Source organism: Streptomyces tauricus, from assembly GCF_014650955.1.
In the GTDB taxonomy this organism is placed as follows: domain Bacteria; phylum Actinomycetota; class Actinomycetes; order Streptomycetales; family Streptomycetaceae; genus Streptomyces; species Streptomyces tauricus.
Map to the genome: position 1 here is coordinate 201,317 of NZ_BMVY01000001.1, position 25,323 is coordinate 226,639.

The following is a 25,323-nucleotide window of genomic DNA, read 5'->3' on the forward strand; positions in this document are numbered from 1 at the left end:
CGACACGCGACACCGGGCACCGAGTACCGGGCACCGGGCGCGGGATCGATCAGGAATCGAGAAGCGCCGATCCCACTGCCGCGTCTAGCGTGACTGCCATGGACGTCACCCTGTACGCGAGCTTCCTCCCGCACACCGATCCGGACGCGTCCCTGGCCTTCTACCGGGACGCCCTCGGCTTCGAGGTCCGCGACGACGTCGGACACGGCACGATGCGCTGGATCACGGTCGGGGCCCCCGGCAGGTCCGGCCCGTCCATCGTCCTGGAGCCGCCGGTCACCGACCCCGGCGTCACCGACGACGAGCGCCGGACCGTCGAGGAGATGATGGCGAAGGGCGCGTACGCGGGCATCCTCCTGGCCACCCCCGACCTCGACGCCACCTTCGAGCGGGTCAGGGCGGCCGGCAGCGGCGAGGTCGTCCAGGAACCGGCCGAGCAGCCGTACGGCGTCCGGGACTGCGCCTTCCTCGATCCCGCGGGCAACATGATCCGCATCCAGGAACGGCGCTGAGCGGTCCGGCGAACGCAGCAGGTCGACAGATCTATGGATCGATAGATCGGATCTATGGATCGACAGATCGACAGAGCAGCAGATCAACAGATGGAGACATGATGAGCATGGCCCCGAGGACCGACACGCGGTCGCCCGCGCCGCACGCTGCCGACAGTCATGACCTGATCCGCGTGCACGGCGCGCGCGAGAACAACCTCAAAGACGTCAGCATCGAGATCCCCAAGCGCCGCCTGACCGTGTTCACCGGTGTCTCCGGCTCGGGCAAGAGCTCGCTGGTGTTCAACACGATCGCCGCCGAGTCGCAGCGGATGATCAACGAGACCTACAGCGCCTTCGTGCAGGGCTTCATGCCCACACTGGCCCGCCCCGAGGTCGACGTCCTCGACGGGCTGACCACCGTCATCACCGTCGACCAGCAGCGGATGGGCTCCGACCCGCGCTCCACCGTCGGCACCGCCACCGACGCCAACGCGATGCTGCGCATCCTCTTCAGCCGCCTCGGCACACCGCACATCGGACCGCCCAGCGCGTACTCCTTCAACACCGCCTCGGTCCGTGCCAGCGGGGCGATCACCGTCGAGCGCGGCGCCAAGAAGACGGTGAAGGCCACCTTCAACCGCACCGGCGGCATGTGTACGCGCTGCGAGGGCCGTGGCTCCGTCTCCGACATCGACCTCACCCAGCTCTACGACGACTCCAAGTCCCTCTCCGAAGGCGCGTTCACCATCCCGGGCTGGAAGTCGGACAACCAGTGGACCGTGCAGGTCTATGCCCAGTCCGGCCTCGTCGACCCGGACAAGCCGATCCGCGAGTACACCAAGAAGCAGCTTCAGGACTTCCTCTACGGGGAGCCGATGAAGGTCAAGGTCAACGGCGTCAACCTCACCTACGAGGGAGTGATCCCCAAGCTCCAGAAGACGTTCCTGTCCAAGGACAAGGAGGCGATGCAGCCGCACATCCGGGCGTTCGTGGAGCGGGCGGTCACCTTCGCCACCTGCCCCGAGTGCGACGGCACCCGGCTCAGTGAGGGGGCCCGGTCGTCGAAGATCGGGAAGGTCAGCATCGCCGACGCCTGCGCGATGGAGATCCGCGACCTGACCGAATGGGTCCGCGGCCTCGACGAGCCGTCGGTGGCGCCGCTGCTCGCCGCACTGCAGCAGACCCTCGACTCGTTCGTGGAGATCGGTCTCGGTTATCTCTCGCTCGACCGGCCCGCGGGCACCCTGTCGGGCGGCGAGGCGCAGCGCGTCAAGATGATCCGCCACCTCGGCTCCTCGCTCACCGACATCACCTACGTCTTCGACGAGCCCACCATCGGTCTGCACCCCCATGACATCCAGCGGATGAACGACCTGCTGCTGCGGCTGCGGGACAAGGGCAACACCGTGCTCGTCGTGGAGCACAAGCCGCAGACCATCGCGATCGCCGACCACGTCGTCGACCTCGGCCCCGGCGCGGGCACGGCGGGCGGCACCGTCTGCTTCGAGGGCACGGTCGAGGGGCTGCGGGCAAGTGACACCGTGACCGGCCGCCACCTCGACGACCGGGCCACCCTCAAGGAGACGGCCCGCAAGCCCACCGGATCGCTGGAGATCCGCGGCGCGACGGCGCACAACCTCCAGGGCGTCGACGTCGACATTCCTCTCGGTGTGCTCACCGTCGTCACCGGTGTCGCCGGCTCCGGGAAGAGCTCGCTCGTCCATGGTTCGATCCACGACGACGAGGGCGTGGTGTCGATCGACCAGGGCGCGATCCGCGGCTCCAGGCGCAGCAACCCGGCGACGTACACCGGAATGCTCGACCCGATCCGCAAGGCGTTCGCCAAGGCCAACGACGTGAAGCCGGCGCTCTTCAGCGCCAATTCCGAGGGCGCCTGCCCCACCTGCAACGGCGTGGGAGTCGTCTACACCGACCTGGCGATGATGGCTGGCGTGGCCACTCCCTGCGAGGAGTGCGAGGGCAAGCGGTTCCAGGCCGCGGTCCTGAAGTACCACCTCGGCGGCCGTGACATCAGCGAGGTGCTCGCGATGTCGGTGACCGAGGCCGTGGAGTTCTTCGGCGAGGGTGAGGCGAGCACCCCGGCCGCGCACCGGATCCTCGTCCGGCTCGCCGAGGTCGGTCTCGGTTACCTCAGCCTCGGCCAGCCGCTCACCACCCTGTCCGGCGGCGAGCGGCAGCGGCTCAAGCTGGCCACCCACATGGGCGACAAGGGCGGTGTGTACGTCCTCGACGAGCCGACCACCGGCCTGCACCTCGCCGACGTCGAGCAACTGCTCGGACTGCTGGACCGACTTGTCGACTCCGGTAAGTCCGTCATCGTCGTCGAGCACCACCAGGCGGTCATGGCGCACGCCGACTGGATCATCGACCTCGGCCCCGGCGCGGGCCACGACGGCGGCCGGATCGTCTTCGAGGGCACCCCGGCCGACCTGGTCGCCGCCCGCTCCACCCTCACGGGCGAACACCTCGCGGCGTACGTGGGCGACTGACCGTACCCGCTCGCGGCCCCGCGTCCGCAGACGGGCGCGGTCAGCCGACCGCGGAGCGGGGCGTGGCGCCGTGCATGGAGCGGTGCGTGGCGCGGTGTGTGGTGGCGAGCGCCCGGTCCGCGGCGGCGGCCAGCGCGGCGTCGTCCCGGTCCGTGCCGACCCAGGCGATGTGGCCGTCGGGGCGGATCAGAGCGGCGCGCACCGCGGCCCAGGCGGCCTGGGGCCGGTCGAGGGTCCCGGTGAGTACGGTGAGCCCCGGGCGCGCCCGGTCCGCGAGGACACCTGCCCGGTGGCCGTTCTCCGGGCGGAGGCCTTGACCGGGTACGCCGTCCGTCAGGTCGAGGAGCAGATAGCCGTCCGCGCGCAACCGGCCGTGCAGGCCGCTTCCGGAGTCGGTGAAGGCCAGGTCGGGGGCGCGGCCGCCGGTGAGCGGGTGGGCCGTCACGTCCGGGGCCGGGTAGGCGACGGCGAGCGCGGTGAGGCGTTCGGCCAGGGCCCTGCCGAAGGCCGGCTGCGTGGCGATCATCCCGCTGAGGAACGACCGCAGATCGAGGCTCTCGGGGGTGAAGCCGGTCATCAGCGCGGTCTGCGCCCGGCTGTGCTCCATCAACTGGGCGCCGACAGGATGCCGCTCCGAGTGGTAGCTGTCGAGCAGACCGTCCGGGGCCCGGCCGCCGAGCGTCGCGGCGAGCTTCCAGCCGAGGTTGTGCGCGTCCTGGATGCCGACGTTCATGCCAACACCCCCGGTCGGGAAGTGCTGGTGGGCGGCGTCACCGGCGAGCAGGACCCGGCCGCGCCGGTACGCCGCGGCCAGCCGGGTGGCGTTGCCGAAACGGGAGAGCCACACGGGGTCGCGCATCCCGTAGTCCTCGCCCGTCATGGCGACGACCTTGGTCCGCAGCTCCTCCAGGGTGAGGTCCGGCGGCGCCTGGGTGGTACGGCTGTCGGGGCTGATGCCGACGAGGCGATGACGCCCGCCGGGCAGCGGCGCGACCAGCAGCCCGCCCCGGGGCCCGAAGAGGCCGAACCCGGGGCGCGGCGGCCGGTCGAGAACGACGTCGCCGAGCCAGCCGAGGACCGTGGAGGGCGTGCCGGGGAAGTCGATGCCGGCGGCGGTGCGCACGGTACTGCGGGTGCCGTCGCACCCGACGAGGTACGCCGCCCGCAGCTCGTACGGCCCGTCCGTCCCCTGCACCTGTACGGTCACCGACCCCGCGTCCTCGGTGAACCCGCTGACGCGGTGCCCGCGCACGATCGTGGCGCCGAGCGCGAGCGCGTGCTCCTCCAGCAGCTCCTCGGTACGGGCCTGGGGCAGTGCGAGGGTGTACGGGAACGGGGTGTCCAGTTCGCTGAAGTCGAGCCGCTCGTCGAGCATGGCGAAATGCCCGTTCGGTATCCGCAGCCCTTCGGCGAGGAAGGGCTTGTGCACCCCGCGCGAGGCGAGGATCTCGATCGTCCGGGGATGGACGGTGAGCGCCTTGGAGCGCGGATCGACGTCGGGCCGCTCCTCGACGACGGTGACGGAGACCCCGCCCAGCCGCAGTTCGGCGGCCAGCCACAGCCCGACCGGACCGCCGCCCGCGATGACGACCTGCTGTTCCATGCATCCTCCTAGGTCACTGACCAATAGCGTGTCCGCAGTAAACTAGGTCAATGACCAAGAGGCAAGCGAGTGAGGACCGTGCCCCCCGGCTGGACCCCGCGACGGTGATCCGGGCCGCGCTGGAACTGCTGGACGAGAAGGGCCTGGACGCCCTGTCCACCCGGGCGGTGGCCGACCGGCTCGGCGTACGGATGAACACCGTGCTGTGGCACGTGAAGACCAAGGCCCGGATGCTGGAACTGATGGCGGACGCCGTCGTCGGCGAAGCCCCGCTGGACGGACTTCCGGCCGACCCGGACGAACGCGTCCGCGAACTCGCCCGCCGGTACCGCCGCGCCCTGCTCGCCCACCGTGACGGCGCCGCACTCGTGGTCGGCACGTACGCCGCCGAACGGCACACCCTGGCCTTCGCCGACGCGCTGGTGACCGCGCTGCTGGACGGCGGTCTCGACGACCGGGACGCCGCCTGGACCGCGTGGACGATCATCTATCTCGCCCTCGGCCTCACCCAGGAGGAACAGGCGGCGCCCGCCGGCCCTCTGAAGGACGGTCTGGCGAACGCGGTCTCCAGGACGGCCCACCCCGCCCTCCACCGCGTCCTGCACCACCTCGACGCTCAATCCTTCGACGAGCGCTTCGAGTTCGGGCTGTCCGCGATCATCGTGCGAGCGGGAGACTCGACCCCATGAACACATCGAATCCCGACGCAGGACACAGCGCCGATCCCAAGGCCGACCTGGTCTTCTACCTGCAGAACGCCCGCGACGCCCTGCTGTGGAAGCTCGAAGGGCTCTCGGAGTACGACGTCCGCCGCCCGTTGACGCCGACCGGAACCAACCTCCTGGGCCTGGTCAAACACGCGGCCGGGGTGGAGTTGGGCTATTTCGGCGACACCTTCGGACGGCCGTCCGGCGAGTCGCCGCCCTGGCTGGAGGACGGCGCCGAGGACAACGCGGACATGTGGGCCACCGCCGACGAGTCACGCGAGGACATCGTGGGCCTCTACCGCCGGGCCTGGGCCCACGCGGACGCGACGATCGACACGCTCGCGCTGGACACGGTCGGCCGGGTGCCGTGGTGGCCGAGCGAGCGGAACGAGGTGACCCTCCACCATGTCGTCGTACGCGTGATCGCCGACACGCACCGGCACGCCGGCCATGCCGACATCCTCCGTGAACTCATGGACGGCTCGGTCGGGATGAACAAGAGCAACGACAGCATGGCGCCGGGCGATGCGGCGTGGTGGGAGGAGTACCGGAGCCGGCTGGAGCGCGCGGCCCAGGAGGCGGATCGCCGGGCATGACGCAGCACGGTGCCGCTGTATCGCTGTATCGCCTTACCGGTGCCGGTGCCGGTGCCGGCGGTCAGCGGGGCGGGCCGTCGGTGTCCGGGCCCGGTACGGCGGCCTTCTCCTCCCGCATGCCCCACGGCGACCCGTACTCCGTGAGCAGGTCGAGGAACGGGCGGGGCGGCATGGCCTCGGGGCCGAGCACCCCGCTGCCGTGCCAGGCGCCGGACGCGATGAGTTCGAGGGCCGCCACGGGGTTGATCGCGGTCTGCCAGACCACGGCCTGGGAGCCGTACTCGCGCATCGACCACTGGTTGTCGACCACGTGGTAGAGGTAGACCTCCCGTGGCCGGCCGTCCCTGGTGCCCTTGACCCACGTACCGGCGCACGTCCTGCCGTGCATGCGGTCGCCGAGGCCGGCCGGGTCGGGCAGACAGGCGGCGACCACGTCCCGCGGGGAGACCGCGACCCTGCCCCCGCCGCCGTCCACGGTCACCGGCTCGGTACGGTCGAGGCCCAGCTTGTGCAGGGTCCGCAGGACGCCGATGAACTCGTCGCCGAGACCGTACTTGAAGGTGACCCGCCCGGCCTTCAACCACCGGGGGATCAGCAGCACTTCCTCGTGCTCGACATTGACGCACTCCACCGGACCGATGCCCGCGGGGAAGTCGAAGACCTCCGGCTCGCTGAAGGGCGCTGTGGTGAACCAGCCCCGGTCCGCCTCATAGACGACCGGCGGGTTGAGGCATTCCTCGATGGTCGTCCAGATGCTGAAGGACGGGGCGAAGTCGTAGCCGTCCACGACCAGGTTCGCTCCGTCGCGGACGCCGATCTCCTCGATCTCGTCGAAGAGGACGTCGGCGGCATAGCGGGCGAACACGTCCGACAGGCCCGGCTCCACCCCCATGCCGACCAGCGCGAGCCGGTCCGCCGCCTCCCACTCGGCGGACCGCGCGAACTGCGCGTCGCCCAGCTTGACGCCGCACTCCTCGTACGGACGTGTCGGATGCGGCCGGGACAGGGACATCGCCATGTCCAGGTAGTGGGCGCCATGGGCGAGCGCCGCGTCGAAGAGCGACAGCACGAAACGCGGATCGGTGGCGTTGAGCAGGACATCGCAGCGGTGCTCGGCGAGGGCGGCCCGTACGCCGTCGGTGTCCGAGGCGTCGAGCCGCACCGCCGAGAACCGGCGCCCGTCCTCTCCGAGTGCCGCGACGGCCGACTCCGCCCGCGCGAGGTCGTAGTCGGCGACAGTCATGTGCTCGAAGAAGGGGCGACGGGCCGCGATCCTGGTGATCGCGGTGCCGACGCCCCCTGCTCCGACCAAGAGGACTCGCATGGTGCAGCACTCCTTCGTCCCGCCCGCCCGTTCAGTGGGCCGAGACGATAGCAGTGGCACCGCTCGGTCCTGCCCCTACCGCGAGCCCTGTTCCCGTTTCCGCTTCCGCGTGCCGGGCGGCGGGTTGCCGCGGGCGTGGAGTTCGATGGCCAGGGGTGCGGCCGTGAACATCGAGGAGTACGTGCCGACGACGATGCCGATGAGCAGGGCGAGCGCGAAGTCGGTCAGGGAGTCGCCGCCCAGCAGGGTGAGGGCGGCGAGGATGAACACGGCCCCCATACCGGTGTTGACGGTCCGGGGCAGGGTCTGCAGGATCGCCGTGTTGGTGAGGACCGGGAAGGGGATCCCCTTCCGTTTGCCGCCGGGGTCACCGGGGTCACCGGGGTCGCCGGGGATGCTGGGATCTCCGGGGCCGCCGGGGCCGCCGGGGCCGCCGGTCCGGTTGGCGGCCGACAGTTCCCTGATCCGGTCGAAGACGACGACGGAGTCGTTGACCGAGTACCCGATCACCGTCAGCAGCGCGGCGAGGAAGACTCCGTCGACCGGCTTGCCGAGCCAGGCGAAGACACCGACGAGGATCAGCGTGTCGTGGACCATGGCCGCGACCGCCGACGCCCCGAAAGCCCACCGGAAGCGGACCGCGAGATACAGCAGTTGCGCGGCCAGCGCCGAGGCGAGGGCGATGAGGGCTCCCCGCCGCAGTTCGTCCCCGAGGCTCGGGCCGATGAGCTCGTCGCGGATCTTCTCGGCACCGCCCGCGAGCTCGCCGACCGCCCGGTCCACCTCCGCCGCCTCGGCGTTGGTCAGCTGACCGGTGCGTACGGTGAGATCACCGTCGCCGGAGGTCTGCACGACGGCACGGGGCAGCCCCACGTCGGCCAGGGCGGCCCGCGCGCGGTCGACGTCGACCGGGGCGGAGGCGGCGTATTCCATGAGCCGTCCGCCGGTGAACTCGACGCCGAAGTCCAGCCCCCGGACCGCGATGCCCGAGGTGGCCAGGACGAGGGCCACGGCGGACGCCGCCAGCCAGGTGCGCCCTCGCCGCATCAGGTCCGGGTCGCGGCGGGTGAGCCGGTCACGGACCTTCCCGGTGTCCGCGATCCCGGTGAGCCGGGGCCGGCGTCGTACGGAGCGCCGGGCGACCGCGTGGTCGGCGAGGGCGCGGGTGATGACCAGGGCGCTGACCATGGAGGCGAGTACGCCGATGCCCAGGGTGACGCCGAAGCCTCGCACCGGCCCGGAAGCGAGCAGGAAGAGCAGCCCGGCGGCGATGAGCGTCGTGATGTTGGAGTCGGCGATGGCGCTGAAGGCGTTCCGGAAGCCCGCGGTGAGAGCCGAACGCAGGCCCTTGCGGCGGACCGCGTACTCCTCACGGGCCCGTTCGAAGACGAGCACGTTGGCGTCGACGGCCATCCCGATGGCCAGGACGAACCCCGCGAGTCCCGGGAGGGTGAGGGTGGCGCCGAGCGCGGCCAGGGCGGCGTAGGAGATGACTCCGTAACAGGCCAGGGCAACGGCTGCGAGGGCACCGAGGAGCCGGTAGACGGCGATGATGAACAGCGAGGTCAGCGCGGTGCCGATGATCGCGGCCCGGGCGCTGGCCTCGATGGCCGTGGCGCCCAGGGTGGGGCCGACGGTGCGCTGCTCGACGGTCTCGACCGGTACCGGCAGGGCTCCGCCGTTGATGAGCAGGCCCAGTTCGCGGGCCTCCTCCCGGCTGAACGAACCGGTGATCTGGGTGGAGCCGCCGGCGATACCCGTACGACAGGCCACCGACGAGTTGACTTCGGGGGAGGAGATGACCTTGTCGTCCAGGACGATGGCGACGCGGCGGGCCGGGTCGCCGGCCGGGTGACAGGCGGCCTTGCCGGTCAGCTCGGCCCAGGCGTCGCCTCCCCTTCCCCTGAACTCGATGCCGACGAACCAGCCGGCCCCGGTCTGCGGGTCGATACGCGCCTCGGCACTGTCGACGTCCGCGCCGGTGAGGGCTGAGGGGCCGAGCCGCACGGGGCGCCCGGACTCGTCGGAGTCGACCGCACCGGAACCTGCGCCTGGCTCGGTTCCGGGATCCGTGTCGAGAACGGGGTGGAAGGTCAGTTGGGCGGTACGGCCGAGGACGTCGGCGGCTTCGCGGGGGTCCTGGACACCGGGCAGCTCGACGATGATCCGGTTGTCCCCGGAACGGGCGATGGTGGGCTCGGAGACGCCGAGCGCGTCGATGCGGTGGCGCAGTACCTCCAGTGTTCGGTCGGTGGCCTCGGAGTCGGCCTCGGCGGTGGGGGAGTCGCGGGTTTCCAGGACGATCTGGGTTCCGCCGCGCAGGTCGAGACCGAGGCGGACCGGGACGGTCAGGGTGATGTAGAGCGACAGGGCCAGAACGGCCAGGGCGAAGAACGCCCGCACGCGGACGGCGCGCGTCAAGGGTGCCTCCAACAGGCATACCGCACCCGGTAAGGGGGTGCGGTGGGGATCGACTGGGTGACGTCAGATGCCGGTTGAAGGCGGCGGGCCCCGCCCGCTGTACTGCGCGGAATGCGGTGAGGGTGTGACGGCGCCGAGTGCGTCCGGTAGCGGCAGCCCTGTCGCCGGTCGGGGGACCACGAGGCCGGGCGGGAGTGACAGCCCGCCGGGAGGCGGCGCGTGCCACTCGCCCGCGGTGACGCGGCCCGCACGGGGCGGCTGGCCACAGGCGGTGACGCAGGTGTCGTGGACACCGGTACGCGTATCGGCCTGGGCTTTTGCCGGAGCCGGAGCCGGAGCCGGAGCCGGAGCCGAAGCCGAAGCCGGAGCGAGGGCTGGTGCTGGGGCTTGTGCCGGGCCGTGCTGTGCGGCGACCGCGACCGCGACCGACGTCCGCAGCGCGTCGGTGGAGGCCGCGGCGGGGACGCCCTGAAGGCCGAGTACGCCGAGGAGGGTGAACAGCGCCGCCAGCAGTGCGCCGGTGACGGGAGCCCGGTGTCCGTCGGAGGGTGCGGTCGCGCGGATTCGCTCTGCCATGACCTGCCCCCCTCCTCGTCTGACCGCGACCGCATGCGGTACGGCCGACAGAGAGCGGCCTTCAAGGACAACGCACGGGGAACGCACAAGGTTCGCGGGGACCGGCACGGATGAAGGAAGGAGTCAGGGCAGGGGAGCGCCCCTGTCGGGCTCGTCGTCCGGTACCCAGCGCAGCACATCCCCCGGCTGGCAGTCGAGCGTGCGGCAGATCGCGTCGAGGGTGGTGAACCGTACGGCCTTCGCGCGGCCGTTCTTCAGTACGGCGATATTGGCGGGCGTGATGCCGACGGCGGCGGCGAACTCACCGACCGACAGATTGTGCCTGGCGAGCTGGAGATCGAGGTCGACGATGATCGCCATCAGACGACCCCGGCGATCTCGGTCTCCAGGTCCGTCGCCTTGCGCAGGAGGCCTCGCATGATGACGGTGAGCATCGCGAACGCCGCTCCCACGGCGACGGACATGACGGTGGCCCCCAGGACGCCGAGGAGTTCCATGCCGTCGTCCGGAGAGGGAATGTCACTCAGGAGGATGTGCAGGGAGACTCCGCCGGCCAGCAGGGTCGCCGCGACCGAGGACCCGATGACGATGTCGACCCAGCGGAAGGCCCGCGGCGAGAAGATCGCGTCACGCTGGACCATGTCGAGCAGCATCCACACCGCGAAGAGAGCCACCTGGACGCAGGCGACGCCGATGATCGCCACCGTCACATAGGGCGTGGCGAACGGCGCGTAGGGCGGGAAGCGGTCCACCTCGTCGGCCGCCGTCGTCGGAATGACCACGATCTGCCCGAAGAGCCCGCCCGCGACCGTGGCAAGGATGCCGACCCGGAGCACGACGATGAAGAGCTGATGCATGTATCGATTATCGATCGGTATCGATCGAAAATCAATCGATTCCTCGAACTTTGCGGAGTGACTGGTGACCGAGGGCCCCTTGTGGCGGGAGAGTCAAACGATCACGCTGCAAGGGCGGCCGGAACAACGGGCAGGGCCGGCCCACAGCACAGCCGGTCGCCCCGGCATGCCACCGACAGGAGCATTCGTGACGTACGACATCACCGCCCTCCGCGCGCAGTTCCCGGCGCTGAGCGCAGGAATCGCCCACTTCGACGGCCCCGGCGGCACCCAGACGCCGGAGCCCGTCATCCGGGCGATCGCCGACGCGATGGCGCGGCCCCTGTCGATCCGGGGCCGGATGACACCGGGGGAGCGCAACGCCGAGGCCATCGTCACCAGGACCCGGCAGGCCCTGGCCGATCTGCTGGGAGCGCGGCCGACGGGGATCGTCTTCGGCCGCAGCGCCACGCAGCTCACCTACGACTTCTCCCGCACGCTCTCCAGGACCTGGTCGCCCGGTGACGAGGTGGTCGTCACCCGGCTCGACCACGACGCCAACATCCGCCCCTGGATCCAGGCCGCCGAACAGGCCGGTGCCACCGTGCGCTGGGCCGACTTCGATCCCGCCACCGGGGAGCTGACCGCCGACGACATCCGCGCCGTACTGTCCCCGCGCACCCGGCTGGTGGCCTTCACGGCCGCCTCCAACCTCATCGGCACCCGTCCTCCGGTCGCCGAGATCTGCGCTCTGGCACACGAGGCCGGAGCGCTCACCTACGTCGACGGCGTCCACTCCGCCGCCCACGCCCTTGCCGATCTGGAGACGCTGGGCGCGGACTTCTTCGTCTGTTCCCCGTACAAGTTCTTCGGCCCCCACCACGGAGTCCTCGCGGCCCGGCCGGAGTTGCTGGAGACACTGCGGCCGGACAAGCTCCTGCCCTCCACCGACGTGGTCCCGGAACGCTTCGAACTGGGCACCCTGCCCTATGAGTTCCTCGCGGGCACGGAGGCGGCCGTCGACTTCCTCGCCGGCCTGGACACCGACGCCACAGGGACGCGGCGACAGCGTCTCGCCGCGGCCTTCACGGCTCTCGAAGCACACGAGCAGACTCTGCGCACCCAGCTCGACAAGGGGCTGACCGCACTCCGGGGAGTCCAGGTCCACTCCAAGGCGGCCGACCGCACACCCACCGTGCTGCTCACCTTCGAGGACCGGCCGTCGGCGGAGGCGTACAGCTTTCTCGCGGAGCGCGATGTCCACGCCCCGGCCGGGTCCTTCTACGCGATCGAGGCCTCCCGCCGTCTCGGCCTCGGCGACACCGGCGGCCTCCGCGTCGGCCTCGCCCCCTACAACAGCGCGGAGGACATCGACCGGTTCCTGGCGGGCCTGGCCGAGTTCCTGGCGCTCTGATCACTTCGAGGGGCCTACCGGCCGCCGTGTCCGGCGGCGCCCCACGCAGCCGCGCACAGCGCCCGGTCCACCTCCTCGGTGTAGTGGGCCGCCGCGAGCCAGGCACGGGCGAACCGGTTGACGTCGGCGGGGGCGAGACGGCCGAAGACGTCGCGGGACCGGTCCGCGGCGGCGGCGTGGAGTTCGTCGAGGAGGTCTCCGGCACAGGCGAAGCCGTAACGGCTCAGACGCCGGCTGTCGGCGGCACTGTCACCGGGGAAGGCGAGGACACGACGGCCCGCCGAGGCCGCCTGGTGGACACGGCGCCGCAGAAGATGCAGCGGCGCCTCGTCCAGGGGAGCGGGCGGGGAACCGGTGGCCGCGCCCGTGGGTGCCGTCGCGGCGGCGGGCAGGTCCGCGTGCTGAAGGCGGTCCAGGCCCAGGTCGACATGGGCCCCGGCATCACCGGGGTGGCGCGTGGCGACCAGGAGGGCCCGGGGGACCGGAGCGGGGTCCAGGCGTGCGACGACGCGCAGGCGGACACCCGGAGCGGTCGCGAGGAGCCGGAGATTGTCGCGGTAGGGCAGCGCGGGATGGTCGTGCGCGGCGGCCAGACGGAGGGTCAGGCCGTCGCAGTCGGCGAGCAGGCAGTCGCCCGCGGCCTCGCGGACCGTCCCGATGAGGGTCACATCGAGGAACAGCAGCGCGTCCCCGCCGGTCGTCAGGGCACGTGACACCTGTTCGGCGACCGGCGCCGCCCACAGCCGGTCCAGGGGATCCTCGCTCCAGGCGGCCCCCGCCGCCCGCACGGCCCGGACACCCGCACCCGCGCCCAGCCGGCCCGTCGGGGAGACGGTCGCGCCGGACACGGCGAGCCCGGCCCGCGACAGTTCCCGGTGGGTGAGGGCCGTGTCTCCGACCCGTACAGCCCGGTCGGCCGCGCCCACGGCCCGGCCGGCACCGCCCGGGGCGACATCGGAGACCGTGTAGAGCCTGCCGTCGGCGTCGGCTGTCCAGGTGACCGCTCCCGCGTAACCGGTCGCCGTCAGGACGGGCTCGGAGAACAGCCCGTACAGCCGCAGGGACCCGTCCGGTGCGTAGGGCTGCCGTGCGCTGCCGCGCAGGTCGGCGAGGTCGGCATCGGTGGAGTCCGGAAGACGGTGGGCCGTCATGAGGACGTCACGGAGAGCCGCGGTGAGATCGGTGAGGCGGTACGCCGGATCGGTGCCCCGGGCGGCACGGAGCTGGGTGACCACGGAGACCGCCGAGGCGGCGACCCTGGGCAGACCACTGACCCGTGCGGTGTGCGCGGCACGCAGCAACTCCGCCTGCAGCACGGCTCCGGCTCCGTCCGTGCCGGCTTCGAGTACGGCGGCCGCGGCGTCGTACATGGCCAGCGCGGCGGCGCGCTGCTCGGGGGTGACGGTCTCGGACACCAGCGTGAGCACGGAGGCGGTGTCGGATGTCGCCCCGGCGCCGCTGTCCGAGTCGGCTCCGGCGCCCGGCTCCGGCTCACCTGCTGGCTGCGCTGCGGGCTCCGTCTCCGCCTCGGACTCGGCGATCGGGGCGGCCGAGGCGGCGGCCGCGCGGTGCAAACAGTCCGGTGCCAGCAGGCAGCCGCAACGGATCGCGTCCACGCTGGTCACGCTGCCACCGGGGGCGTGCAGTTCGAGGTGGGTGTCGTCGTCGACGGCGATGCGTACGGTGTCGCCGTCGCGCACGTGCGGGCGGTCCGCGAGCTTGGCGACGCCCGCGTCCAGCCGCTTGCGGAGGCGGGGGGTGAGCCCCTGGACGAGTGCGGCGGTCACGGAGGGCGCGACCGGAGGCAGGTCGAGGCTCATGAGATCTTCTCCCCTACCCAGCGGGCGAGTTCGAGCGGGCTGAGGGCGGCGACGGGCATGCCCGCGGCGACGAGCTGTCCGGCGACGCCGGTCGAGTACCGGGGGCGGCCGGTGTCGTCGAGGCTCGCGCAGCCCAGGACATGGCAGCCCGCCCCGACGAGGTTGCGGACCTCGGCGAGCAGCCCTCCGATGGGATATCCCTCCTCGAAGTCGCTGACCACGACGACGAGGGTGCGGGACGGCACGGTGACCAGCTCACGGGCGTGGCGCAGTCCCGCTGCGATGTGCGTGCCGCCGCCCACACTGACCTCAAGGAGCAGCGACAACGGATCGTCGACGTGCCCGGTGAGGTCGATGACCTCCGTGGAGAACGCCAGGAAGTGCGTGGACAGGGTCGGGACCCCCGCCAGGACCGACGCCGTGAGCGCGGCCCAGACCGTCGAGGCCTCCATGGACCCGGACACGTCGGTCACCAGGATCAGCCGCCAGTCCGCGGCGCGTTTGGCGCGCGAACGGAACACGGGGTGCTCCGGAATGACCTGGACGGTCCCGTCCGGGCCGCGGCGCGCCGTCGCGAGGTTGGCGCGCAGGGTGCGGGACAGGTCGAGTCCGCCGCCCGGCCGCCGGCTGGGCCGCGGCAGGGTCGTGCCGTGCAGCGCGGGACGCAGCCGCGTGGCCAGTTCCCGGGTCAGCGCCTCGACCAGACGGCGAACCAGCGGGCGCAGTGCGGCCAGCCGGGCCTCGGGCAGTCCTCCCGCGTGCCGGAGCACGGTACGCAGCAGGTCGACGGAGGGCCGCACGCTCGCCGGATCGAGTTCGGCGAGGACGTCCTTGCGGCCCGACGCGGCGGCGGCCGCGAGCACCTCCTCCCGGATGCCGGGACCGAACAGGGCCGCCAGTTCCTCGGACCACTCGCGCACCCCGGGGTACGGAGCCTCACGGCCGCCGCGTGCGCCCGGTCCGTGCAGCTCGCCCCTGCTGCCCTCGCCGCGTCCGCTGCCGTACAGCTCGTCCAGCGCGGTAGCCAGCGCCGAGGCCGACGCCGGCAGCTGATCCGTACGGCGTCCGAGCACGAGCCGCCAGCGGTCGGCGGCCCCAAGTACGTGTTCCTCGGGGGCTCCTTCGCCGGGCTTGTGCGGTGCGGGCATCTCCACCGTCGGTACGAGCACGTCCACGGGGGGCGGGGGCAGCAGCCCGAGGGTGCGCAGGGCGGCGCGGGCCGCCAGGTCCGCGCCGGTCCAGGTGGCGAGCGCCCCGGGGTCGACGCCACCGGTGTCGCTCAGCCGTGTGGTGGCGAGGCGCTGCTCGACGATGTCGAGCAGCCGGTCGCGGGCCGCCGGACTGAGCGCGTCGAAGCCGCCCCGGAGCGCGGGGAGCCGGTCGAGCAGGTCCCGGTCGGGCATCTCGGTCACTCGGTTGAGCAGTGGCTCCAGGGCGGGAGCCGCCGCCTCCAGCAGGGGACCGGCGGCAGTCAGTACGCCGACGAGGCGATCGGTGAGGGCGGAGCGGGCCTCGGGGGTCCCGGCCCCGTCGACCCAGGAGTCGATCCGGTCGCCGAGAGCACGGGGTTCCTCGTGTCCCAGGAGCACCCGTACGGCTCCGGCGGCGCCGCGCATCAGCGGGGAACCTTCGGCGGCCAGCCGGGCGAGTGCGTCGGCGAGCCGGATGCCGCCCAACAGGTCAGCGCGGTGGGCGAGTTCGAGCAGGGCGTGTGCGTCGGCCGGGTCCTCGGAGCCCGTGAGGCCGTCCACCTGCCGCACCGCCGCGGCGGTCAGCAGCTCGGCCGCGGCGGTCACCGCGGCGGTCCGCTCCTCGTCGGCGCCGAGGCCCGCGACATGACCCGCCCGCAGCCGGTCCGACAGGGCCAGGGCGTCGAGCAGTTCCGGCAGTGTGGCGGACCGGGGCAGCACGTCACGGACCTCGGTGAGGCGCTCGTCGGTGAGGTCCGGCAGACCGCACTCCGCCGCCTGCCGAAGCCCCCGCAAGGTCTGTGCGGCCGTGGGTCCTCCCTCGTCCTGCTCGGCCCGCCGCCGTTCACGCAACAGACCTTCGGCGGCCTGCGCCAGGGTGACTCCCCGGACGCCGGCCGCGGTCAGCATGGCCGCGGTGGCGGGTGTCCAGCGCACCTCCCAGCGCGAGGTCAGAGCCTCCGTGCCGCCGGCGCCGACGGAGTCCTTGGCCTCTCCGTACGGCACACCGCACACGCTCAGCCGGTGCAGCAGCAGTTCGCGGCGGCGGTCCAGGTCGGAGCGCAGCGGGTCAAGGCGCAGCTCCCGGGTGGCGTCGGCGCCCCGGCTGTCGGGCCCGGGCAGCCGCAATTCCGCCAGCTGCGCCTCCACCGCGGGAGCGAGTCCGCTGCGGGGCGCTCCGGGTGCCGGACGGCCGCCGCGCTTTCCTACGAGCACCCGCTCCATCGCCCGTGCGACGGCCCGGCCGCGCCCGTACGGCTCGCCCTGCGTGAGGACCGTCTGCACCGCCTCGACCAGTTCGCCCCGGCCCGCCGCCGGGAGGCCGCGCAGCCGGGCGAGATCCCCGGCGAGGCGGCAGATCTCCCGGGCCTCGGCGGGGCCCGACGGGTGGCCCATGGTGCGCAGTTCGGTGCAGACCTGTACGGCCGCGCGGGTCAGGGCCTCCTCCAGGGCGAGCGGATCGCCCGCCGCGCGCAGCACCAGATGCTGCCACTCCGGGTCCCGGATCCCCGCCGGATAGCCGGACCGCTCGTCGAGAAGCGCGTAGGTGTAGGGGATGAGGGACGTCGTCCACGCGGTCGGCGAGGTCGACGCCTTCAAGGACGTCGGTGGGACCGAGGGCGTCGGTGGGGCCGAGGGGGTCGGCGCTGTCAACGCCGGGGCGTGGAAGGCGCCGACGACCACGGCGGCACGTTCGCCGTTCACGGTGGCGGCGGCCAGCCGGGTACGCATCCACTCCTCGCGCCGAAGGTCCAGCTCGGGCACGCCTCCCGAGGCCGCCGCCTCCCCGCGCAACGCCCAGCCCGTCAACAGAGCGGCGCGCCGCAGCGCTTCGGGCGGCGACCCCGGGGCGGCGGCCTCGACGAGCCGGTCCCAGAGATCGTCACCGGTACGGCCGGTGAGCCGGGCGCGCAGGGCGCCGGCGAGACCGTCAGCGGCCCGGTCGACAGGTGCGGGTGCAGATGCAGGTGCCGGTGCAGATGTGGGTGCGAGTGTGGGCGGGGGATCGTGGCGGTCCGTGCCCCATGCCCGGTCGGCGAGCGGCAGGTCGCAGGCGACGACCGGCACGTCGTGCCGCGCGGCCCAGCGCACCGCGGCCAGTTCGGGCGAGAAGTCGGCGAACGGATAGAAGGCCGGACCCCGGCCGCCGCCCCCGTCGCGGGGAGCGGCGGCGAGGGCGACCGGTGCCCGCGTCTCCTCATGGCCGAGCCAGGGCAGCCATTCCTGCATCTCGTCGGGGAGTTCGACGAGCAGCACGTCCGGCGAGGCCGCGTCCAGCAGCGCAGGCACGGCCGCCGCCAGCGAGGGCGAGTGGTGCCGTACGCCGATGAGATAGGGCGCCGCCGGGTCGGTGAGAGCCGCGACGGCTTCCTCGGGGGAGAGGGGCACGGTGGTCAGTCCTCCAGGACGGTGCGCAGGTCCCACAGGGTGCGCCAGGTGGCGGAGCCCTGCTCGGCGCGGCGCCTGACGGGGCCGTCCCAGTAGCCGCGGAGCCGGGCCGCGTCGGCGGGGTCGTCCTTGCGGACCACGCCGAGGATGTGGCCGGGCAGCAGGCCGAGGACATCGCGGTCGCCGGGGAAGTAGGCGGCGGCGAGTCCGAGGGCGCCCGCCACGGACACCGCTTCCGCGGTGCTCATCACCGTGGAGGGCCGCTCGACCTCCCAGCCTTCCGCGGACCGGCCCTCCCGCAGATCCCGGAAGGCGGTGATGAGGGCTTCGAGGACGGCGTCGTCGACCTGGAAGGGCACCCCGGCGCGCTCGACCGAGGCACGGGCCTGGCTGCGGACGAGCGCGGTCTCGGCGTCGAGGTCCGCGATGGGGCCGATGGTCTCGAAGTTGAAGCGGCGCTTGAGCGCGGCCGACATCTCGGAGACGCCCTTGTCGCGCAGGTTGGCGGTCGCGATGAGGGTGAAACCGGGCGCCGCGTGGGCCAGGGCGTCCTCGCTGCCCGACAGTTCGGGCACGGCGATGCGCCGCTCGGAGAGCAACGACACCAGCGCGTCCTGCACCTCGGGCAGACAGCGCGTGACCTCCTCCACCCGGGCGACGGCCCCCCGGGTCATGGCGGTCAGGACGGGCGACGGCACCAGGGCCTGCCGACTGGGCCCCTGGGCCAGCAGCAGGGCGTAGTTCCAGCCGTACTTCAGCTGGTCCTCCGTCGTGCCCGCGGTGCCCTGCACGACCAGGCCGCTGGTGCCGCAGACCGCGGCGGACAGCAGCTCGGACAGCATGGACTTGGCGGTGCCGGGCTCACCGACGAGCAGCAGCCCGCGCTCACCGGCGAGGGTGACGACGCACCGCTCGACCAGCGCACGGTCGCCGACGAACTTGCCCTCGACGACCAGGCGCCGGGGCACCCCCTCGGGCACCTGGGCGCCGTCGGGCAGCCGCAGGGCCTGCCCGACGCTGCCCATGACGAACGTGACGACGGCCCGGGGCGTGAGCCGCCACGCCGGGGGCCGCGGCCCGTCGTCGTACGCGGCCAGGAAGGCCAGCTCGGTGGCGTGCCGGTCCTCGGGCGGGGTGATCTGGCGGCCCGGGGCGGAGGCCAGGGTGGTGGTCATCGGTGGTCCGTCCGGTCGGGTCGGTGGGTCATCGGCACAGGGGGCGTCATCTGGTGGACGGTCGTCGAGGGAGCCGTCGTCGAGGGCTCGTCCCCGCCGTTCCCGGCAACTCGTGCCGCTTGTGCGGCTCGGGCGGTGGTCATTTGCGGCGGCCCTTCCGGGTGGCGCGGGTGGTGAGCTGCTCGTATGCGGGCGCGTCCCCGTCCTGGACCCGGCGCCAGGCGCGGGCGAACAGCTCGGGCACCGGGAGCAGCGGCACGGCACGCGTGTTCTCGCGTATCGCGTACAGGTCCTCCTTCCAGGTCTCCACCGGCAGCGCGGGCGACTTGAGGTCCCGCCAGCCGCACGGCAGGAACAGGGTGCGCCCGGCGCGCGGTCGCTTCGCCTCGACCACCAGGTCCGTGGCGGCCAGCTCGGCGCGGGCCTTCTTCAGCCGGGTGGGCTTCCAGCCGGTCCAGCGGGCGCAGTTGCGGTCCGTCGGATCGGGCAGGGCCAGCAACTGGAGGTACAGCGTCGCCGCGTCCTCGCCCAGACCGTGGGCCGCGGCCACCTCGGCGACCAGTGCGGGGGCGACGACGGTCGGGTCCTGGGCGTACCCTGCGGGGCCTTCGGCGTCCGTGCCGGCCTGCACCGCGTGGGCCAGTTCGTCGCCGAGGATCGCACGCAGGGACTGCAGACCGGCGTCGCGCTGCGGACCCACCAGACCCGCGAGAAGCCCGAGGGCCGGGTCGTCCGGGCCGGTCAGGGCGGCGGAACGCACCAGGACCGTCTCCCGCTCGGCGTACCAGGGCCGCAGCGCGAGGGCGTCCCCGACGGCTGTCAGGCCGTGCGCGTCGGCACCCCCGGTGGCGGGCAGCCCGTACGCCTTGCGCAGTTCGACCGCCGTCGAGCCGCCCTTCTCCGTCCACATGACATCGAGTCCGAGCAGCAGTTCGGGGTCGGTGAGGCGGTGTCGCAGGGCGGCGAGACCCTCGGGCAGGGCAGCCCGCAGCGGGTGCCCGTACGGCAGGGCGTAGGCGAGCGAGGCCAGCGCGGCCACGGCGCGGGTCAGGTGGTGCGCGCCGGGCAGCGCGGCCGGGTCCGCCGGAACGAGGCTGCCGTCCTTGTCCGGACGCTGCACCGTGGTGCGGCTGATCCAGGGGGTGAGTCCCGGATTGAGCACGGACTCGGCGAAACCGGCGGGCAGACCGGCGAGATCCACCGCGAGATCCTCGGGCAGGCGGACGACGGAACCGAGCAGCTCGGCCCACACCCGGCCCGCGGCCGCGACGTCGGGACCGGTGGTCCACAGGTCCGCGGGGTCCTCGGGCAGCAGGGCACTCAGCAGCGCGGACCGGTCCTCCCGGCTGAGCGACGACAGGCGGTCGTTGCCCAGGTCCAGCTGCCGGGGCTTGAGTCCGATCGTCGCGAGGGCGTCGGATCCGGGATCCTGCGGACGCCCGGCGAGCAGCACCGTGGCCTGCACGGGACCCAGACCGCCGCCGGTCGCGTCGGCGAACGCGGCGGGCGCCCCGGGCAGCCACGGGGCGGCGCCCTTGTCCCTGATCAGCCGGGTGACGGCGGCGAGGCCGTTCTCGGGGAACGCCGACACCACCGGGGTCTCCTTCTCCAGGGCGAAGTGGGCGACGGCACCGAACGCGCCGGAGGGGTCGTGGTCGAGGGCGAGCCAGTTGACCCGGGCGTGCTGGGTGTCGACGTTCTGGCAGGTGAGGACGACCACCGTCCGGCCCTCCCGGCGGAGCACCTGACCGACACGCTGATGCTGGGTGTGCGGCTCGCTCAGCACGATCTCGCGCAGCCCGCCGCCGGGTGCGGCGAGGGGCCCTTCGGTGATCGCCCCGAACAGCAGGAGGAGGGCTTCCCGCTCGGCCTCCGTCACCACGGGTGTGGCGGCCCGGTAGGCCAGTGGCCGAAGCGCGGCGAGCAGGGACGTCCACGCGCTGCCCATGCCGGGGATCGTGTGTTCCTCGCTCCGCCATCCGTCACCGACAGCGCCCGTCCGGGCGAGGTCGGGCAGCGGTTTGCCGTCGGCGGGCCGTCCGGACAGGACATGGTTCACGGACCGGATCTGTCGCAGAACGGTCCACTGGGCCTCGCTGCCCCACCCTCCCCACATGTTGGCGAGACCGTCGACGGCCGTGCGCACCGTCCGGTCGTCGCCGTGCACGGGGCGGTAGTCGGGGAACATGCCCTCGGTGCGCCGGCGGTCGGCCCGGGGCCGCTCGACCGGCGGCTCCACGAACGTACCGACCGACTCGACGACGCGGAGCGCCGCGCGGACCAGGGAGGACACACCGGTGAGCATCCGCTCGTCGGTGAGGTCGGGCAGGGCCTTGGACACGGCACGCCGGACGAACTCGTCCGCGGACGGGATGTCGGGCTTGCCGTCGACGGCGGTCCTGACGGCATGAACCGCCCTGAGGACGGCACCACGCGCCTTCTGGGCGGTGGCACCGGCCGGGAGGGAGGCACCGCCGGCCTTGAGGATCTGAGCCTGCCGCTCGGCCAGCGCCCGGGCCGCCGCGGCCAGTACGTCGGCCACCGTCTTGTCGGTGAGCGCCCGCAGCACGGCGGACGCCCGCTCGTCACGGGGGCGCAGCGCGTGCCAGAAGGCGATCGGCGGTACGAGCCGCGTACCGGCCGCGAACTCCCCGCCGCTGTGGCCGGGGGTCACCCGGCCGAGTTCGCCGGAGTCCGAGGTGTCCTCGGCGGCGAACAGCGCGACCTGCTGGTGGAACTGTGCCGCGACGGGCTCGGCGCCGCCGGGCAGCCGCAGGGCGCCGAGGGGGAAGCCCCCCGACCGGCTGTCGGCCGACAGCCGGGTGACGGTCCGGCCGTCCGGCGTACCGGTGGTCGTCCGGGCCTCGGCTCCGGTGCCCTCCGAGCGCACCCAGCGGCCCAGGACCGTGCCGTCGGTGCCGAACGGGCTCTGTTCGAGGCCGGGTTGCAGCGGCAGCACCTGGCAGTGGTGCTGCAGGAGCGTGGCGTCCTCGCGGATGCCCGACTGGAGGAAGGCGGGCAGGGAGGCACGGCCGTGCGTCCCGGTGGCGGGGTCGTACTCGAGCCAGACCTGCTGCAACCCCTGCCTGCCCTGACGCCAGCACGTCGTGCCGTCACCGATGACGGGACGGTCGGCGGGCAGGACGGTGTCACCGGCGTGCAGGGTGCGTCCGCCGGTGGCACGGCCGCCACCGGACAGCGGGATGGAGGGATCACCGGCGTCGCTGCTGTACCAGTACGGCAGTTGCTCGCCGCCGAGGGTGAACACCTCGGACGGCCGGGCCGACCAGTAGCCGAACTGCTTGTTGTCGTGGCGCCACACCACGAGCAGTTCACCGTCGGTCCAGCGGAACCGCGGATACGTCCAGCGGTCCAGCTCGACGGGCAGCCGCAGCTCGTGGTCGAGGAGCACCTTGTCCGGGCCGACGACGACCGCCTTGTGGCCGCGGGAGAGGATCAGCGCGGGCCAGGCCTCCGTGAGGCGCAGCTGGTCGTCCTGGTCGCGGCCGGTCTCACTGTCCATGAGCCGCAGCGCCTCGTCGAGGGCGGGCCAGCCCAGCTCGTCGGGGATGCCGGCCCGCAGGGTGCGGGCGAGCAGGGGCGCGATCTCGTGCCCCGCGACGCGTGCGACCGCTCGCGGGCTGACCCGGGCGGCGACCGGCCGGAAGGGGCGCAGGCGCTGGAGGGCCGTGCGGGCGCCGGGCAGGCCCGTCGACGCGCCGAACGTCTCGGCCGCGTCGTCCAGCCATTCGCGCAGCACGTCGTTCAGCACGGGATGGTCGGCCAGGCTCGTCAGCAGTTCGGAGGAGAGCGACCGGTCGTTGCCCAGCGTCCCGATGGCCCGGTGCAGCAGAGGCCGGGTGCGCGCGTCCGCGGCGGTGGCGGTCAGGTCGCGTCCACCGGGCAGGCTCTCGCGCAACCAGCGGTCGAGGGCCAGATGCACGTCCTTGTCCGCGTCGGGCATCGCGAGAGGGATGCCCTGTGCCACGCACAGGTCCAGCAGGTCGAGGTCGGCACCCGCGTACCAGCGGCCGGTGAAGAGGTCCACGGCCCGGCCGTCGGCGCGCAGCCGCGGCGCCATCCGTTCGACGAGCTGGAGAGTGAGCGGAGAGCGCCCGCTGACCGTGGCGCCGTGCTTGCGGTGGGTGGCCCAGCGGCTGAGCCAGTCCGCCGCGTCGACGGTGTCCGGCGAGACGACGCTGTCCGGCGGGACGGCGGCGCCCGCCGTAGCGGCCTCGTCACCCGCCGCGCGGGCCTCACGCACCCCGCCCGCGTCACCCGCCTCGTCACGCGGGTCGCGCACGCCGTCCTCGCCCGTGAGGAGGAGATCGGCGCCGCTCTCCGCGAGCAGCGTCAGCCAGAATTCGTCGTTCTTGACGTCGCGTCCCAGACCGGTCGGCATGATCTCCAGCAGCCGGGCCCGTACGGCCGGTTGCCGCTCGGCCAGGACGGCGAGAGTGGCTCGGTACGCGGTCCAGAAGGAGGCGGGCGCCCGCACCGCGGCGGGGGAGGCGACCAGGTCGGCCACGAACGCGCATTCCTCGGTGACCCGGTCGAGCCCCGCGGCCTTGATCAGGCCACGGGCGTCCTGCGGCAGCGACGCGTACGGAGGCATGCCCGCCGCGCAGCGCTCCACGCACAGCTGCCGGAACTGCGCCCACGCCGTGGCCGGGTCGAGCCGGTGGGCCAGGTCCTTCACATACTCCTTGAGGGCCTTGACCGTCAGCGCCCCGGCGAAGGCGAACTCCAGGAACACGGCACGCTGCCGCTCCTCGTCGACGCTGAGCGCGTGCACCCGCTCGGCCTCGCGGGCCTTGCCGAAGAACGTGGCCCCGTACGTCGTGTTCTCGAACTGGAGGAAGATCCGCGCCGCCTGCTCGTAGAAGGTCGGCAGGAAGTGCGGTACGGCACGGCCGAGCCGCTCGCCGAGCGCCTCGAAGCCCTCCTTGGCCGTGCCTGGGCGGGACTTGGCCTGGCGCGCGAGCCGCTCGACGTCCTTGACCAGTGCCAGTGCGTGGTGTCCGTTGGCCGGGTCGTTGACCAGCGCCCAGGCGGGGAAGCCGAGGGTCTCGCGGCGGACCTGGCCGACCTCGGGTGTCTCCGGCTCACGGGCCAGACCGAGGAACTCCAGCGCCAGGTCCTCGGCCTCGCCGAGCGTGCCCGGCACGAGACGGACGGCCACCCGGCCGTCCAGCGCGGGATGGCTGTACGTCCGCACGGTGAGGGTGTCGGCGTCCTCACCGGTGGGGATGCCCAGGGGCAGGACGGCGCCGGCTTCGAGCAGCGCGGCCGTGTCGATGTGCGCGTGCGTGGTCATGCCGCCTGCTCCTCGTCCTCGATGTCACGCCCGACGAACAGGGCCGCTGCCATGCGCATGCCCTCCGACCAGGCAATGGGCCCCACCTGACCGAGCTTCAGCACGCGTCCCGCGCCGTCCGTCCACATCAGGGGGCCGGTCTCGGTCTGCTCGTAACCGTCGTAGTCGCCGATCCAGACGCGGGCCTCGACGCCGCGGGAGTCCTCCCGCACGGAGCAGACGGCGTTGCCACCGCGCACGCGGTATCCGTGCTGGGTGGTCCGGCCCTGAAGGAAGCGCAGTTGTTTGAACACGCCGCCCGCGTAGTCCTCCACGGTGGTGGCCTCGGCGTCGACGGCCGCGGGACGGTGCCACACCTCGCGGAAGAGCTGCTGGGCGCGCTGCTCGACACCGATCTCGACGGCGAACTCCCGCAGATCCTCCAGGTCGTGGAGAAGGACGGGATGGGGGAGGCGGACGAGTTCGGGGGTGATGCGCACGCTGTCGCCGTCGAGGTCGACCAGCCCGAGACCGCGGTCGAGGTCGACGTCCCGCAGGAATCCGGCCACTTCGTGGTCCGGGCCGGTGACGACGAGATCGCGCAGCGCGCTCTGCCAGGCGGGATCCGGCCACACCCGGGCGATGACGGCGAAGGGCACCGGAAGCGAGCGCACCATCCACTTCTCGACGTCGGTGAGGCACTGGCGCTCGTGCCGCTCCAGCCACTCGGCGAGCTGCCGCAGCCCCATGACCGCGGGATCCTCCGCGAGTTTGGCCGGTACGGACTTCAACCGCCGTCCCGCGGCGTTGCGGCACACCACCTTTCCGCCGTCGAGGCCGACCTCGTAATCGCCGGCCGTGACCCACCCCATATGTGCCTCCCCGCACTTCACTGATCAAGTGCCGAGAACTCTAGGTGAGACCACTGACAACGCCGCTTCCAAGCCAACTTCCCACCGTCGCCCCAGGGTCC

Annotated in this window: 16 protein-coding genes; 5 read left to right on the forward strand and 11 right to left on the reverse strand. The window is 72.9% G+C overall.

From position 1 onward, the window contains the following. The first annotated feature begins 98 nt into the window (after window positions 1-98). Together IE278_RS00775 and IE278_RS00780 are read left to right on the forward strand one after the other, a co-directional pair. Window positions 99-512 carry a VOC family protein gene (locus IE278_RS00775; protein ID WP_189767645.1) on the forward strand — a complete coding sequence of 138 codons (414 nt, stop codon included), beginning with the start codon at window positions 99-101 and terminating at the stop codon, window positions 510-512. 101 nt (window positions 513-613) lie between these two features. Beyond that, the gene (locus IE278_RS00780) at window positions 614-3,004 is read left to right on the forward strand and encodes an ATP-binding cassette domain-containing protein (RefSeq protein ID WP_189768977.1); all 2,391 of its coding nucleotides are present in this window, start codon (window positions 614-616) and stop codon (window positions 3,002-3,004) included. 40 nt (window positions 3,005-3,044) lie between these two features. Here IE278_RS00780 and IE278_RS00785 read toward each other — a convergent pair whose 3' ends face one another. Next, window positions 3,045-4,607 carry an FAD-dependent monooxygenase gene (locus IE278_RS00785; RefSeq protein ID WP_189767647.1) on the reverse strand — a complete coding sequence of 521 codons (1,563 nt, stop codon included), beginning with the start codon at window positions 4,605-4,607 and terminating at the stop codon, window positions 3,045-3,047. Window positions 4,608-4,657: 50 nt separating this feature from the next. On the opposite strand from IE278_RS00785, the gene IE278_RS00790 reads away from it, so the two are divergent. After that, window positions 4,658-5,296: a TetR/AcrR family transcriptional regulator C-terminal domain-containing protein gene (locus IE278_RS00790; protein ID WP_189767649.1), complete on the forward strand. Its 639-nt coding sequence runs from the start codon at window positions 4,658-4,660 to the stop codon at window positions 5,294-5,296. Further along, window positions 5,293-5,910 carry a DinB family protein gene (locus IE278_RS00795; protein WP_189767651.1) on the forward strand — a complete coding sequence of 206 codons (618 nt, stop codon included), beginning with the start codon at window positions 5,293-5,295 and terminating at the stop codon, window positions 5,908-5,910. Before IE278_RS00790 ends, IE278_RS00795 begins: the two co-directional genes overlap by 4 nt. 61 nt (window positions 5,911-5,971) lie before the next feature. On the opposite strand, the gene IE278_RS00800 is transcribed toward IE278_RS00795, so the two are convergent. The 5 genes from IE278_RS00800 to IE278_RS00820 form a co-directional block, all read right to left on the reverse strand. Continuing rightward, complete coding sequence (locus IE278_RS00800) at window positions 5,972-7,234, reverse strand: saccharopine dehydrogenase family protein (protein ID WP_189767653.1); 1,263 nt, start codon at window positions 7,232-7,234, stop codon at window positions 5,972-5,974. A gap of 75 nt (window positions 7,235-7,309) precedes the next feature. Continuing rightward, a complete protein-coding gene (secD, locus tag IE278_RS00805) occupies window positions 7,310-9,655 on the reverse strand; it encodes a protein translocase subunit SecD (RefSeq protein ID WP_189767655.1) in 2,346 nt (781 codons plus the stop codon). A 63-nt stretch (window positions 9,656-9,718) separates the two neighbouring features. Next, window positions 9,719-10,231, reverse strand: a complete 513-nt coding sequence (locus tag IE278_RS00810) for a hypothetical protein (RefSeq protein ID WP_189767657.1) — start codon at window positions 10,229-10,231, stop codon at window positions 9,719-9,721. Between the two features lie 123 nt (window positions 10,232-10,354). After that, on the reverse strand, window positions 10,355-10,591 hold the full coding sequence (locus tag IE278_RS00815; RefSeq protein WP_189767659.1) for a helix-turn-helix domain-containing protein: 237 nt from the start codon (window positions 10,589-10,591) through the stop codon (window positions 10,355-10,357). Then, the gene (locus IE278_RS00820) at window positions 10,591-11,088 is read right to left on the reverse strand and encodes a DUF2975 domain-containing protein (RefSeq protein ID WP_189767661.1); all 498 of its coding nucleotides are present in this window, start codon (window positions 11,086-11,088) and stop codon (window positions 10,591-10,593) included. The genes IE278_RS00815 and IE278_RS00820 overlap by 1 nt, the downstream gene beginning before the upstream one ends. A gap of 187 nt (window positions 11,089-11,275) precedes the next feature. Between IE278_RS00820 and IE278_RS00825 the strand changes: the two genes are divergently transcribed. Continuing rightward, the gene (locus IE278_RS00825; RefSeq protein ID WP_189767663.1) at window positions 11,276-12,481 is read left to right on the forward strand and encodes a cysteine desulfurase-like protein; all 1,206 of its coding nucleotides are present in this window, start codon (window positions 11,276-11,278) and stop codon (window positions 12,479-12,481) included. Between the two features lie 14 nt (window positions 12,482-12,495). Here IE278_RS00825 and IE278_RS00830 read toward each other — a convergent pair whose 3' ends face one another. From IE278_RS00830 to IE278_RS00850, 5 genes are all read right to left on the reverse strand, one after another. Continuing rightward, window positions 12,496-14,301 carry an SWIM zinc finger family protein gene (locus tag IE278_RS00830; RefSeq protein ID WP_189767665.1) on the reverse strand — a complete coding sequence of 602 codons (1,806 nt, stop codon included), beginning with the start codon at window positions 14,299-14,301 and terminating at the stop codon, window positions 12,496-12,498. Continuing rightward, window positions 14,298-17,879: a vWA domain-containing protein gene (locus tag IE278_RS00835; RefSeq protein ID WP_189767667.1), complete on the reverse strand. Its 3,582-nt coding sequence runs from the start codon at window positions 17,877-17,879 to the stop codon at window positions 14,298-14,300. Before IE278_RS00835 ends, IE278_RS00830 begins: the two co-directional genes overlap by 4 nt. 5 nt (window positions 17,880-17,884) lie before the next feature. Further along, window positions 17,885-19,054: an ATP-binding protein gene (locus IE278_RS00840; RefSeq protein ID WP_189767669.1), complete on the reverse strand. Its 1,170-nt coding sequence runs from the start codon at window positions 19,052-19,054 to the stop codon at window positions 17,885-17,887. Window positions 19,055-19,193: 139 nt separating this feature from the next. Further along, window positions 19,194-24,371 (reverse strand): hypothetical protein, encoded by a 5,178-nt coding sequence (locus IE278_RS00845; RefSeq protein ID WP_189767671.1) that lies wholly within the window; start codon window positions 24,369-24,371, stop codon window positions 19,194-19,196. Continuing rightward, complete coding sequence (locus IE278_RS00850) at window positions 24,368-25,222, reverse strand: DUF4132 domain-containing protein (protein WP_189767673.1); 855 nt, start codon at window positions 25,220-25,222, stop codon at window positions 24,368-24,370. The genes IE278_RS00845 and IE278_RS00850 overlap by 4 nt, the downstream gene beginning before the upstream one ends. Window positions 25,223-25,323: the final 101 nt, after the last annotated feature.

Excerpts from the sequence above, each read along its gene's own strand:
- IE278_RS00775 (WP_189767645.1), top strand. The coding sequence starts at position 99 with ATGGACGTCACCCTGTACGCGAGCTTCCTCCCGCACACCGATCCGGAC.
- IE278_RS00780 (WP_189768977.1), top strand. The coding sequence starts at position 614 with ATGAGCATGGCCCCGAGGACCGACACGCGGTCGCCCGCGCCGCACGCT.
- IE278_RS00785 (WP_189767647.1), bottom strand. The coding sequence starts at position 4,607 with ATGGAACAGCAGGTCGTCATCGCGGGCGGCGGTCCGGTCGGGCTGTGG.
- IE278_RS00790 (WP_189767649.1), top strand. The coding sequence starts at position 4,658 with ATGACCAAGAGGCAAGCGAGTGAGGACCGTGCCCCCCGGCTGGACCCC.
- IE278_RS00795 (WP_189767651.1), top strand. The coding sequence starts at position 5,293 with ATGAACACATCGAATCCCGACGCAGGACACAGCGCCGATCCCAAGGCC.
- IE278_RS00800 (WP_189767653.1), bottom strand. The coding sequence starts at position 7,234 with ATGCGAGTCCTCTTGGTCGGAGCAGGGGGCGTCGGCACCGCGATCACC.
- IE278_RS00810 (WP_189767657.1), bottom strand. The coding sequence starts at position 10,231 with ATGGCAGAGCGAATCCGCGCGACCGCACCCTCCGACGGACACCGGGCT.
- IE278_RS00815 (WP_189767659.1), bottom strand. The coding sequence starts at position 10,591 with ATGGCGATCATCGTCGACCTCGATCTCCAGCTCGCCAGGCACAATCTG.
- IE278_RS00820 (WP_189767661.1), bottom strand. The coding sequence starts at position 11,088 with ATGCATCAGCTCTTCATCGTCGTGCTCCGGGTCGGCATCCTTGCCACG.
- IE278_RS00830 (WP_189767665.1), bottom strand. The coding sequence starts at position 14,301 with ATGAGCCTCGACCTGCCTCCGGTCGCGCCCTCCGTGACCGCCGCACTC.
- IE278_RS00840 (WP_189767669.1), bottom strand. The coding sequence starts at position 19,054 with ATGACCACCACCCTGGCCTCCGCCCCGGGCCGCCAGATCACCCCGCCC.
- IE278_RS00845 (WP_189767671.1), bottom strand. The coding sequence starts at position 24,371 with ATGACCACGCACGCGCACATCGACACGGCCGCGCTGCTCGAAGCCGGC.
- IE278_RS00850 (WP_189767673.1), bottom strand. The coding sequence starts at position 25,222 with ATGGGGTGGGTCACGGCCGGCGATTACGAGGTCGGCCTCGACGGCGGA.